This window comes from Ruegeria sp. D7 (assembly GCF_056534355.1).
The window spans coordinates 62,546-74,756 of record NZ_JBQFPG010000007.1; the positions used below are offsets into that span (position 1 = coordinate 62,546).

11 protein-coding genes are annotated in these 12,211 nt (G+C 58.8%); 8 read left to right on the forward strand and 3 right to left on the reverse strand.

What is annotated here, in order from left to right; all coding sequences use genetic code 11:
- Positions 1-5 precede the first annotated feature (5 nt).
- Positions 6-671: an SDR family NAD(P)-dependent oxidoreductase gene (locus tag ACRZ9U_RS11660; protein ID WP_170408292.1), complete on the reverse strand. Its 666-nt coding sequence runs from the start codon at positions 669-671 to the stop codon at positions 6-8.
- On the opposite strand from ACRZ9U_RS11660, the gene ACRZ9U_RS11665 reads away from it, so the two are divergent.
- Both ACRZ9U_RS11665 and ACRZ9U_RS11670 read left to right on the forward strand, forming a co-directional pair.
- A complete protein-coding gene (locus ACRZ9U_RS11665) occupies positions 652-867 on the forward strand; it encodes a hypothetical protein (RefSeq protein WP_170408293.1) in 216 nt (71 codons plus the stop codon). The two genes, ACRZ9U_RS11660 and ACRZ9U_RS11665, sit on opposite strands and share 20 nt — an antisense overlap.
- An 80-nt stretch (positions 868-947) precedes the next feature.
- A complete protein-coding gene (locus ACRZ9U_RS11670; protein ID WP_170408294.1) occupies positions 948-2,519 on the forward strand; it encodes a 2-isopropylmalate synthase in 1,572 nt (523 codons plus the stop codon).
- A 172-nt stretch (positions 2,520-2,691) separates the two neighbouring features.
- Here ACRZ9U_RS11670 and ACRZ9U_RS11675 read toward each other — a convergent pair whose 3' ends face one another.
- On the reverse strand, positions 2,692-3,477 hold the full coding sequence (locus ACRZ9U_RS11675) for a 23S rRNA (adenine(2030)-N(6))-methyltransferase RlmJ (protein WP_170408295.1): 786 nt from the start codon (positions 3,475-3,477) through the stop codon (positions 2,692-2,694).
- A 154-nt stretch (positions 3,478-3,631) separates the two neighbouring features.
- Between ACRZ9U_RS11675 and ACRZ9U_RS11680 the strand changes: the two genes are divergently transcribed.
- The 6 genes from ACRZ9U_RS11680 to ACRZ9U_RS11705 are packed head-to-tail and all read left to right on the forward strand — an operon-like array spanning position 3,632 to position 10,191.
- Positions 3,632-4,678 (forward strand): rod shape-determining protein, encoded by a 1,047-nt coding sequence (locus tag ACRZ9U_RS11680; RefSeq protein ID WP_039523195.1) that lies wholly within the window; start codon positions 3,632-3,634, stop codon positions 4,676-4,678.
- A 56-nt stretch (positions 4,679-4,734) separates the two neighbouring features.
- A complete protein-coding gene (gene mreC, locus ACRZ9U_RS11685; RefSeq protein WP_480901889.1) occupies positions 4,735-5,637 on the forward strand; it encodes a rod shape-determining protein MreC in 903 nt (300 codons plus the stop codon).
- Positions 5,630-6,166, forward strand: coding sequence for a rod shape-determining protein MreD (locus ACRZ9U_RS11690; protein ID WP_170408297.1), 537 nt, complete (start codon positions 5,630-5,632; stop codon positions 6,164-6,166). The genes mreC and ACRZ9U_RS11690 overlap by 8 nt, the downstream gene beginning before the upstream one ends.
- Positions 6,163-8,112 carry a penicillin-binding protein 2 gene (gene mrdA / locus ACRZ9U_RS11695; protein ID WP_170408298.1) on the forward strand — a complete coding sequence of 650 codons (1,950 nt, stop codon included), beginning with the start codon at positions 6,163-6,165 and terminating at the stop codon, positions 8,110-8,112. The genes ACRZ9U_RS11690 and mrdA overlap by 4 nt, the downstream gene beginning before the upstream one ends.
- Complete coding sequence (rodA, locus tag ACRZ9U_RS11700) at positions 8,109-9,248, forward strand: rod shape-determining protein RodA (protein WP_170395892.1); 1,140 nt, start codon at positions 8,109-8,111, stop codon at positions 9,246-9,248. Before mrdA ends, rodA begins: the two co-directional genes overlap by 4 nt.
- Positions 9,249-9,258: 10 nt before the next feature.
- A complete protein-coding gene (locus tag ACRZ9U_RS11705; RefSeq protein WP_480901893.1) occupies positions 9,259-10,191 on the forward strand; it encodes a 2-hydroxyacid dehydrogenase in 933 nt (310 codons plus the stop codon).
- Here the strand turns inward: ACRZ9U_RS11705 and ACRZ9U_RS11710 are convergent.
- Positions 10,188-12,203 (reverse strand): M3 family metallopeptidase, encoded by a 2,016-nt coding sequence (locus tag ACRZ9U_RS11710; protein ID WP_170408300.1) that lies wholly within the window; start codon positions 12,201-12,203, stop codon positions 10,188-10,190. The two genes, ACRZ9U_RS11705 and ACRZ9U_RS11710, sit on opposite strands and share 4 nt — an antisense overlap.
- Between the last annotated feature and the right edge of the window lie 8 nt (positions 12,204-12,211).

A 12,211-nucleotide genomic window follows, 5' to 3' on the forward strand; every position in this document is an offset into this window, starting at 1 on the left:
CAGCCCTACCAAGGCACGCGCTTGCCAGCCCAATCGTAAAAACTGCCCGAGTCAGCGGGGGTGAGTCCATTGATGACGGACAGCAGATTGGCTGCGGCCTCATTGGGTTCAACAGCCGGGTGGCGGGCAAGGTACTTTTCGGTAAAGGCCGTTTTGACTGTTCCGGGGTGCAAAGCGACACAAACGGCTTGTTTGTGAGTGCGCGCCAATTCGATGGCAGCCGTATGTACTATCTGATTCACAGCCGCCTTGGCCGCACGATAACTGACCCACCCACCCAGCCGGTTGTCCCCGATTGAACCAACTCGGGCCGACAGCACGGCGATCACCGATCTGCGGTCGCGTGGCAGCAGGCGGTGCACGTGCTTCAACACCAAGGCCGGGCCAACTGCGTTCAGTGCGAACTGGTCCATCATCGCCTTCGCGGACAAGGCGCGCATAGATTTTTCCGGACCCATACCGTTAATCTCAAGCGCCCCTGAGGCCACCATGATCAGATCAAACGGATCAGAAAGGGACGCCAGCATACGCTCTGCGCCATCCGGGTCGGTCAGGTCAAACCCATCCGTTGATCTGGCCAGTCGGGTGACTTTGACACCATCCGTTGTCAGGTGATCGTTCAAAGCGCGCCCGATACCGCCAGAAGCTCCGATGATTAATGCAGTTTTCATGCTCGAGAAGTTAGCCGAAAGCTTCATCGCTTCAACTCCACCGTCATTTTTGTTCCCCCTTAAATTTCCCGCTTTTCATTCGCCGCGCGCCCTGTATAAGCTGATCCCCATGATCAACCGCGCAGATATCGCTTTTGCAAACGCCGCACTCAGCGGCGCGTTGCTGCGTGGTCTACTGATCCTAATCCGCCTCTGAGCGTGCCATCCGGCGCGCCCGCTCAGAGGAGGACGCCCGCGCGCCAAGAGGCTTTAGGACAGAAGAAGAAAGAGAACCCCATGACAAACGTGACCGACCAAGACCGCGTCGTGATCTTCGACACCACCTTGCGCGACGGCGAGCAGAGCCCCGGCGCGACCATGACCCATAACGAAAAGCTCGAAATTGCCGAGCTTCTGGATGAGATGGGCGTCGACATCATCGAAGCCGGATTCCCCATTGCATCGGAAGGCGACTTCAAAGCGGTGTCCGAGATTGCCGAGCGCTCGAAGAACAGCCGCATCTGTGGTCTGGCCCGCGCCAATTTCGCCGATATCGATCGGTGTTGGGAGGCGGTGAAACACGCCGAGAAGAACCGGATCCACACCTTTATCGGAACCTCTCCGCTGCACCGGGCGATACCAAATCTGACGCAAGACGAGATGGCCGACAAGATCCACGAAACGGTCAGCCACGCGCGCAACCTTTGCGAAAACGTGCAGTGGTCGCCGATGGATGCGACCCGGACCGAATGGGATTATCTGTGCCGTGTGATCGAGATTGCAATCAAGGCTGGCGCCACCACGATCAATATCCCCGATACTGTCGGTTATACTGCCCCGGTCGAGTCTGCAGATCTGATCAAGCGCCTGATCGAGACGGTTCCCGGCGCGGATGAGGTAATCTTTGCCACCCACTGCCACAACGACCTTGGCATGGCGACAGCGAACTCTCTGGCAGCGGTCGCAGGTGGTGCGCGTCAGATCGAATGCACCATAAACGGGTTGGGTGAACGCGCAGGCAACACCGCGCTGGAAGAAGTTGTGATGGCGTTGCGCACACGCAACGACATCATGCCGTGGCATACTGGCATCGACACCACCAAGATCATGCATATTTCGCGCCGGGTCGCGACCGTGGCCGGATTTCCGGTGCAGTTCAACAAGGCCATCGTTGGAAAGAACGCATTTGCCCATGAAAGCGGCATCCATCAGGATGGCATGCTGAAGAACCGCGAAAACTTCGAGATCATGCGCCCTGAAGACATTGGGCTCTCTGGCACCTCTTTGCCGCTGGGCAAGCATTCGGGCCGCGCTGCACTGCGCGATAAGCTCGAAACGCTCGGGTATGAGGTTGGTGACAACCAGCTCAAAGACATTTTTGTGCGCTTCAAGGATCTGGCCGACCGCAAGAAAGAAGTCTTTGACGATGACCTCATCGCGTTAATGAGCGTCGACGACGAAGCGGACGATCATCTTCAGCTGGTGTCGATGAAAGTGACCTGCGGTACCGGAGGTCAGGCCGAAGCGACGGTCGAACTGGAGATAGAGGGTGCAGACAGGATCGCCACGGAAAACGGTGACGGCCCAGTCGACGCAACCTTCCGGGCGATCCGGGCGATCTATCCCAACACTGCGCGGCTGCAACTGTATCAGGTGCATGCGGTAACCGAAGGTACGGACGCGCAAGCCACGGTTTCGGTCCGTCTGGAAGAGGATGGTATGATCGCCACCGGTCAGTCTGCAAATACAGATACGGTGGTTGCGTCGGCCAAAGCCTATATCCACGCGCTGAACCGCCTGATCATGCGTCGTGAAAAGGCCGGTCCGGGGGCAGATACACGCGAGATCAGCTACAAAGACCTGACCTGATCGAAGGGTAAGGCGAATGGCTCCCGCGCCCGCGGCGGCCCGGCTTCGCCGACCCTTCTTGGGTTTTGGGCCCGGCAGCGCGCCACTGGCGCGCTCCCAGGCCCAACGCGTTTGACGGCATCGTTGATGCGGGCAAACCGGACGGGAGCTTTCCCTGTGTAATTCTTGCTTATCAAAGCTGAGCGAACAGCTCCGACAAGCGGCGCGTTTCGTCTTCGATCCCGAAGGGTGCATTCAACATGAACATACCTGATCCGACCATGCGATGACCTTCCCGCGCCGGAGGGAACGTGGCCTCATGGCAAATCGTTTTGGGATATCCAGCGGATTTCAGAGACGAAATCATAGCCTTGTGACGTGCATCCGTCAGGATTGGATACCAAAGTGCGATCACACCCACATTCCATTTGCGGTGCAGCTTCGCGATCACCCCAGGCAAACGGTCATACTCGGCTTTCACTTCATAACTGGGATCGATCAGCATCATGCCCCGCCTCGGGGTCGGAGGCAGCAACGATTGGGCCAACTCAAACCCATCCTGCCGATAGACCTTCGCCCCGAAAGGAGACAGCGCCAGTGAAAGTGCCGTATGTTCCTGCGGATGCAGCTCGGCGAAATGCAGGCTATCCTGTTTTCGCAGCAGGTTGGCCGCAATCAGAGGTGAACCGGGATACGCTTGCACGCCGTGACTGGCCTGTATGGTATCCAGCACCCGCGCCATTGGATGATCGGAATCAAACCAACCTTCGCGCCTGACGCGCCCGATCCCGGCGACAGCTTCACCCGTTCGAACCGCCTCAGCCGCGTCAAGGTGATATAGTCCACGCCCGGAGTGCGTTTCGATATAGCTGAGGGGTTTGTCCTTTTGGGTCAAATAACGCAGCGTCCACGCCAATAAAGCGTGCTTTTGTACATCAGCCAGATTTCCTGCGTGGTAAATGTGTTGATATGAGAGCATCTTGCCTTCTAAAGTCCCCATCAATAAGGCGGAAAGGTGCTGACTGTCGCGGAATCAGCCCTTTAACCGGGCGAGTTGGCACCCTATAAGGCATCCGTCCCGGAACCGTCGAGTCGCGGGCAGTGGAAATTCTGACAAACGGGATCAGGGAAATATGGGCATCTTTGGCAATCTAGGCGGCCTGTTCACAGCGGACATGGCTATCGACCTTGGAACAGCGAACACGCTGGTTTATGTCAAAGGGCGCGGAGTGATCCTGTCTGAGCCCTCGGTCGTTGCCTACCACGTCAAGGATGGGGTCAAGAAAGTCCTTGCTGTTGGCGAGGACGCCAAGCTGATGTTGGGCCGGACCCCAGGCTCCATTGAAGCCATCCGTCCGATGCGCGAGGGTGTCATCGCGGACTTCGACACCGCCGAAGAGATGATCAAGCATTTTATCCGCAAGGTGCATAAACGCTCGACCTTCTCGAAACCCAAGATCATCGTCTGTGTCCCCCACGGTGCAACCCCGGTTGAAAAACGCGCAATTCGCCAATCGGTTCTGTCTGCAGGCGCGCGCCGCGCGGGCCTGATTGCCGAACCGATTGCCGCTGCGATTGGCGCGGGGATGCCGATAACCGATCCGACCGGCAACATGGTTGTCGATATCGGCGGCGGTACCACCGAGGTCGCGGTTCTGTCGCTGGGCGATATCGTCTATGCCCGCTCGGTCCGCGTTGGTGGCGACCGGATGGATGAGGCGATCATCTCGTACCTGCGGCGCCAACAGAACCTGCTGGTGGGTGAATCAACTGCGGAACGGATCAAGACCACCATCGGTACCGCACGGATGCCGGACGATGGCCGTGGCCAGTCGATGCATATCCGGGGTCGCGACCTGCTGAACGGTGTGCCCAAGGAAATCGAGATCAGCCAGGCTCAGGTGGCCGAAGCGCTGTCTGAACCCGTGCAGCAGATTTGCGAGGCGGTGATGACCGCGCTGGAAACCACGCCGCCCGATCTGGCGGCGGACATCGTGGACCGGGGCGTGATGCTGACCGGCGGTGGCGCGCTGCTGGGCGATCTGGATCTGGCGCTGCGCGAGCAAACCGGTTTGGCAGTTTCTATTGCTGATGAAAGCCTGAATTGTGTGGCTTTGGGCACGGGCAAAGCACTCGAATACGAAAAACAACTGCGCCACGCGATTGACTACGAAAGCTAAGGCGCGCACCCTGATGGGGTGAGAACTCGGGCACGAGCAGCACGGGAAGGTAACCTGTGGCAAAGGACCGATCACAGCGCGATGAATACACGACACCCCTGCGCCGATTGCTTCTGGGGATCGTTGTTCTGTGCCTGCTTGGTATTTTCCTCGTCTGGCGCATTGACAGCCCGCGCGTTGAACGGTTCCGCGCGCAGGTGGTGGATACGGTTGTCCCCTCGATGGAGTGGGCGATGGTTCCGGTCACTGCGCTGGTGAACCTGTCTCGTGATTTCCAAAGCTATCAGCGGCTCAGCGAGCAGAACCAGGAATTGCGCAGCGAGCTGCGCCTGATGCGCGCCTGGAAAGAGGCCGCGCTGCAGCTGGAACAGGAAAACGCCCGCCTGCTGGACCTTAACAATGTTCGGCTTGATCCGCGCCTGACCTATGTCACCGGGGTGGTGATGGCGGATAGCGGCTCACCCTTTCGGCAATCTGTGCTGCTGAACGTGGGGGAGCGTGACGGGATCGTGGATGGTTGGGCAACGATGGACGGGATCGGAGTGGTCGGGCGCATATCGGGTGTTGGCCCGGATACCGCGCGCGTGATCCTGATAACCGATGCCTCAAGCGCGATCCCGGCGACGATCCAGCCTTCGGGGCAGACGGCGCTGATCGCAGGTGACAATACTTCGGCCCCTGCAGTGGAGTTTCTGGAAAACCGGGAACTCGTGCGACCGGGCGACCGGGTCGTTACATCAGGCGATGGTGGCGTGTTCCCCGGTGGCTTGCTGATCGGTCAAATCACGGTTGATCCCGGTGGCAGGTTGCGCGTGCGGCTGTCGGCAGATTTCGAGCGGCTCGAGTTTCTGCGCGTACTACGCTATCAGTCGGCCCCACCAATCACGGAATCCGGTGATATCGTCGGCCCGCGTCAACCCGAAGCATCCTTGACCCCATCCGAGGTCAATGATGGATAGGTCGGTCTCAGGTCTGTGGGCCAAGCGCGGTCTCTATGTCGCTCTGGCGGCATTTGTGGTGTTTCTGCACCTGTTGCCGCTGGATACAAAACCTGATCGCCTGCCCTTTCCTGACATACTGATCGCTCTTACTTACGCTTGGGTTTTGCGGCGGCCGGAATATATTCCGATCCTGATCATTGCCATCGTCATGTTCATGGCCGATCTGCTTTTGCAACGCCCACCCGGGTTGCTTGCTGCGTTGGTGGTTCTGGGTGCAGCCTATCTGCATTCCGCTGCGGCTGGCATGAAAGACAGTGGGTTTGTGGGCGAATGGGCAACCGTCGGGGCAGTGATCACGGTTGTGTTTGTGCTCAATCGACTCATTCTTGCTATCCTCTCGGTGCAACAGGCAACTCTGGGACCGGTAGTGGTGCAAGTTATTCTGACAATCGCAATCTATCCTGTGATGGTTTTGATGAGCCAAACTGTGTTTGGCGTAAGGCGCAAATCTGTTGCCGACAGCACGATGCCACGGGTGCGGCCATGAAGCAGCGCAAACCAAAGCCCAAGGGCCTTGCTTACAAACGTTTGCCGCGCCGCGCCTTGATCCTCGGTGGGCTACAAGCGGCCTTTATCGGGGGGCTGGCAGCCCGGATGCGGTTCATGCAGGTGGATCAAGCGGATGAATACCGTCTGCTGGCCGAAGAAAACCGGATCAACATCCGTCTGATCCCACCAACCCGGGGCCGGATATATGACCGGAACGGGCAGATCATAGGATTAAACTCTCAGTCCTATCGCATCGTCATCGTGCGCGAGGATGCAGGCGATATCGACAAGGTTATCGCCAAGCTTTCGGAACTGATCCCATTGACCGAGGATGAGATCGAACGTGCCAAAACCGAAATGCGCCGATCGGCCCCGTTTCTGCCGGTCACGCTGGCCGATCAAGTAACGTGGGAGGATATCTCGAAAGTCGCGGTCAATGCCCCCGCACTGCCTGGTGTCACGCCCGAGGTCGGCATGACACGCCAGTATCCGCGCTATGAAGATTTCGCCCATGTAGTCGGCTATGTCGGCCCGGTCAGCGACTATGATCTGAGCCAGATTGAAGACCCCGAGCCGGTATTGCGCATCCCACGGTTCCAGATCGGCAAGGTCGGGCTGGAAGCCAAGCAAGAGATCACCTTGCGCGGCAAGGCCGGGGCCAAGCGGGTTGAGGTCAACGCCACAGGCCGGGTGATGCGCGAGCTGGACCGTCAGATCGGCGAAGCCGGGGCGGATCTGCAGCTGTCAGTTGACGCCAACCTGCAGCAATACGCGCAGGCGCGTTTGGCCGGAGAAAGCGCCGCTGCGGTCGTGATCGATTGTGAAACCGGCGACATTCGCGCCATCAGTTCGGCCCCCAGCTTCGATCCGAACCTGTTCGTGCGTGGGATCTCGGTGGCGGACTATCAGATGCTAACGCAGGACAAGTATCGCCCGCTTGCCAATAAGACGGTGCAGGGCACCTACCCTCCTGGATCGACTTTCAAAATGATTACCGCCATGGCTGCGCTCGAAGCCGGGGTGATCAGCCCATCCAGTACAGTGTACTGTCCGGGTCACATGAAAGTGGGCAGCCGCCGCTTTCACTGCTGGAAACGTGGCGGGCACGGGACGGTCGACCTTGAAACGTCGCTGAAGCGCAGTTGTGACGTGTATTATTACGACGTGGCGATCCGCGTAGGGATCGACAAGATTTCCGAAATGGCGCGCACATTCGGACTGGGTATCAAACATGACATTCCGATGTCTGCCGTTGCCGCCGGGCTTGCCCCCAATCAGGAATGGAAGCAGCGGGTTCACGGACAGGACTGGCTGGTAGGCGACACCGCAAACGCGTCGATCGGTCAGGGGTTCATGCTTGCCTCACCGCTTCAATTGGCCGTGATGACCGCGCGTTTGGCGACAGGTCGCGCCGTGCAACCACGCCTTGTTCGATCAATCAATGGGGTTGAGCAACCCTCGGGCGCGGGTGAACCGCTGCAGGTGAACCGCAACAACCTTGAGCAAGTGCGCAAAGCCATGTTCACGGTCTCGAATAACAGGCGTGGCACCGCGTATCGCAGTCGCATCATTGCCGATGAGTTCCGCATGGCAGGCAAAACCGGCACCAGTCAGGTGCGCAATATTACCAAGGCAGAACGCGCCGCAGGTGTGATTCGAAACGAAGACCTGCCATGGGAGCGTCGAGACCATGCCCTGTTCGTCAGCTTCGCCCCCTATGACAATCCGAAATACGCTGTGGCTGTGGTGGTGGAACACGGCGGCGGCGGCTCCAAAGCCGCGGCCCCAGTGGCGCGCGATATCATGCTGCAGGCACTCTACGATGGCACGCCACCGCTCGAGGCGTATCCGGCCGGAGACCGAGAGCGCATCAAAGAACAACAGAAACGGCTGGAGGGTGACCGTCGCCCCAAAGCGCGTCCTGACGAGAAGGACCGCGCATGAGCTATCTTGAATATGCCGTCAAATCCACGCCGTCGGGGTTTCGCAAGTTCCTTTATATGAACTGGCCGCTCACCCTGTTGCTGATCAGCGTGGCAAGCGCGGGGTTCCTGATGCTCTACTCGGTCGCGGGTGGATCCTGGATGCCGTGGGCGGAACCACAAATGGAACGGTTCGGTCTGGGCTTGGCAGCCATGTTTATCATTGCGCTAGTGCCTATCTGGTTCTGGCGGAACATGTCGGTTGTGGCCTATCTGGGCGCGATCGGTCTACTGATCGTGGTCGAACTGTTTGGAACGATCGGCATGGGGGCGCAGCGCTGGATTGATCTGGGCTTCATGCGGCTGCAACCCTCAGAAGTAATGAAAGTGGCGTTGGTGATGGTGCTGGCCGCCTATTACGACTGGCTGCCGGCGCACAAAACCTCGCGCCCGCTCTGGGTGATTATCCCGGTCATTCTGATCCTGATCCCGACATTCATGGTGCTGCGCCAGCCCGACCTAGGCACATCGATCCTGTTATTGGCTGCTGGTGGTGGTCTGATGTTCCTTGCCGGGGTGCATTGGGCCTATTTCGCTGCCGTGATTGCAGCGGGGGTTGGCCTAATTGCTGCGGTGTTCAACAGCCGAGGGACTGAATGGCAGTTGCTCAAAGATTACCAGTTCCGACGCATCGATACGTTTCTGGATCCTTCAACCGATCCGTTGGGAGCGGGATATCACATCACGCAATCGAAGATCGCTCTGGGTTCGGGGGGCTGGAATGGGCGCGGTTTCATGCAGGGAACGCAATCACGTCTTAACTTCCTGCCCGAAAAACACACCGATTTCATCTTCACCACCTTGGCCGAAGAGTTCGGCTTTGTCGGCGGCATCACACTGTTGATCCTTTACGGTCTGATCCTGATCTTCTGCATGGTCACGGCGCTGTCGACCAAGGATCGTTTCTCGTCTCTGGTGACACTTGGGATCGCGCTGAATTTCTTCCTGTTCTTTGCCGTCAATATGTCGATGGTGATGGGGCTGGCCCCAGTGGTCGGAGTACCGCTGCCGATGGTCAGTTATGGCGGCTCGGCCATGCTGGTCCTGATGGCCGCCTTTGGCATCGTTCAAAGCGCCCATATACATCGTCCCCGCTGAAAGGTTTCCCATGCCTGTGAATGTCCTGTTTTCCGCGCGCCCTGAGTTGTGGCCCGAGTATGAAGCTCTGATGCATCAATACTTGTCGGACGCAGGGCTAGATTTTCATCTGGCCACGGACATCCCTGCAGATCAGGTCGACTACATCGTTTACGCCCCGAACGGAGGGGTACAGGATTTCACGCCCTTCACACGGCTCAAGGCGGTGCTGAGCCTCTGGGCGGGGGTTGAGAAAATCTCGGGCAATGAAACCTTGACCGTTCCGCTGGCGCGTATGGTTGACGGGGGGTTAACGCAAGGCATGACGGAATGGGTGGTGGGCCATGTGCTGCGCTATCACCTTGGGATGGACCAACACATTACGCTACAGGATGGGATCTGGACACCTGATGCGCCACCACTGGCCCAGCAACGCACCGTCTGCATCTTGGGTTTGGGCGCATTGGGTGAGGCATCGGCCCACGCGTTGGCAGCGTTGAATTTCCATGTCATCGGTTGGAGCCGTACCGCCAAGACTATTCCCGGCGTGACCTGTCTGCATGGTAAGAACGGGCTGCGCGATGCACTGTCCCAGGCCGAGATAGTGGTTTTGCTGCTGCCAGATACTCCGGCGACCGAAAACACGCTCAACGCCGAAACACTGGCGCTGTTGCCGGAAGGGGCCAAGATCATCAATCCGGGTCGCGGGCCGCTTATCGATGATGAGGCCCTGCTGGCCGTGCTGAATTCAGGGCAGGTCGGGCACGCCACGCTGGATGTCTTCCGCACCGAACCCCTGCCGACCGAGCATCCCTATTGGGCACATCCCAATGTGACGGTGACGCCGCATATCGCCTCGGAAACTAGACCTGTTACCGCAGCTCAGGTGATCTGCGAGAACATTCGCCGAGGTGAAGCGGGTGAACCCTTTCTCCACCTCGTCGACCGAAAGCTTGGGTACTAGGCCGCGATCAGCCCGCGGCCTTTCAGCAAGGCTTCGACGCGAGGCAGACGTCCACGGAAGGCCAGATACAGCTCTTCCGCCTCGCGGGATCCGCCAGTTGACAGGATGTGTTCCTCCAGTGCCTTGGCGCGTTCGGGATCAAACGCACCGCCCGCTTCTTCAAAGGCAGCAAAGGCGTCGGCATCCATGACTTCGGACCACATATAACTGTAGTAACCCGCGCTATAACCGTCGCCTGCAAAGACATGGGCGAAATGCGGGGTGGCGTGGCGCATTCCAATGGCCCGAGGCATGCCGATTTCGGCCAGCACCTCGGCCTGTTTCTCCATCGGATCAGCGGGGGCAGCCCCCTCATGAAACGCCAGATCGACCAGGGCCGAGGCAACATATTCCACCGTCTGGAACCCCTGATCGAAATTGGTGACCTGTAGCACCTTCTGCAACATCTCCTGCGGCATCGGCGCGCCCGTTTCGGCATGAGTGGCGAACTCAGCCAATACCTCGGGCACTTCCAGCCAGTGTTCGTAAAGCTGGCTGGGCAGTTCAACGAAATCACGCGCCACCGAGGTGCCCGAGATACTCTCATAGGTCACATTGGACAGCATCTGGTGCAGGGCATGGCCGAACTCGTGAAACAACGTTCGGGCGTCATCATAGGACAAAAGCGCTGGTTCACCTTTGGCAAAGTTACAGACGTTGATCACGACCGGAGCCTGTTCTTTCGGGTATTTCGCCTGCCCGCGCATTGCGCTGCACCATGCACCCGACCGTTTCGATCCGCGCGCAAAGTAGTCACCGATGAACACCGCAATATGCTGCCCTTCACGGGTCACCTCCCATGCACGGCAATCGGGATGATAGAGCGGCACATCAAGCGGCGCGAACACCAGCCCGAACAGCCGTGTGGCGCAGGCGAAAGAAGCCTCGATCATCCGGTCCAGTTGCAGGTACGGCTTCAGCGCCGCTTCATCGAGATCATGTTCGGCCTTGCGGCGTTTCTCGGCATAGTAGCGCCAATCCCACGCCTCCAGCGGGCCATTTACGCCATCCTCTTGCATCATTGCCGTCAGCACCTCGGCATCTGCGTCGGCGCGGGATTTGGCGGGCCTCCACACATCCAGCAGCAGCTCTCGCACGCGATCTGGTGTGCGGGCCATCTCGGTCTCAAGCTTGTAGGCGGCGAAGCTGGCATACCCCAGCAGCTTGGCGCGTTCTTCGCGCAGGCGCAGGATGTCCGCCGCAATCTCGCGGTTGTCGGTCTCACCTCCATTTGCCCCCCGTGCAGTCCACGCGCGATAAGCCTTTGCACGCAAATCCCGGCGGGGCGAGAATTGCAGAAAGGGCACGATAATCGACCGAGAGAGGGTCACCACCGGGCCATCCGCCCCCTTTTCCTGACCCGCTGCGCGCGCTGCATCGATAACAAAATCCGGCAAACCTTGCAGGTCTTCTTCGGTCAAATCCATGAACCAGTCGCGTTCATCCGCCAGCAAGTTCTGCGTGAAGGACGTGCCCAGAGACGCCAAACGGGCCTTGATCTCTTGCATTCTCGCATCGTCCTCGCCGGTCAACGCCGCCCCCGCCCGCACGAACCCGCGATGAGACAGCATCAAAACGCGCGCCTGTTCATCGGTCAGGTCCAGATTATCGCGCCGGTCCCATAAATCCGCCACGCGCTTAAACAGTGCTTTGTTTGATGAGATGCGCGAGTAGTGTGCCGCCAGCTTGGGCGAAAATTCGCGTTGCAGTTCCTCACGCTTGGGGTTGCTGTCCGCACCTGCAACGGTGAAAAAGACCGATAGAACCTTATCCATCTGCTCGCCTGCAGCCTCCAGCGCTTCGATCGTATTGGCGAATGTGGGCGTGTCCGGACTCGCTGCTATCGCCTCAATCTCGGCATCATGTGCGTGCATCGCCTGTTTCAGCGCGGGGGAAAAATCATCATCCGAGATTGTGTCAAACGGTGCGATTTCGAAGGGCGTGTTCCAGTCAGAAAGGATCGGGTTGGTCATTGAGGTCT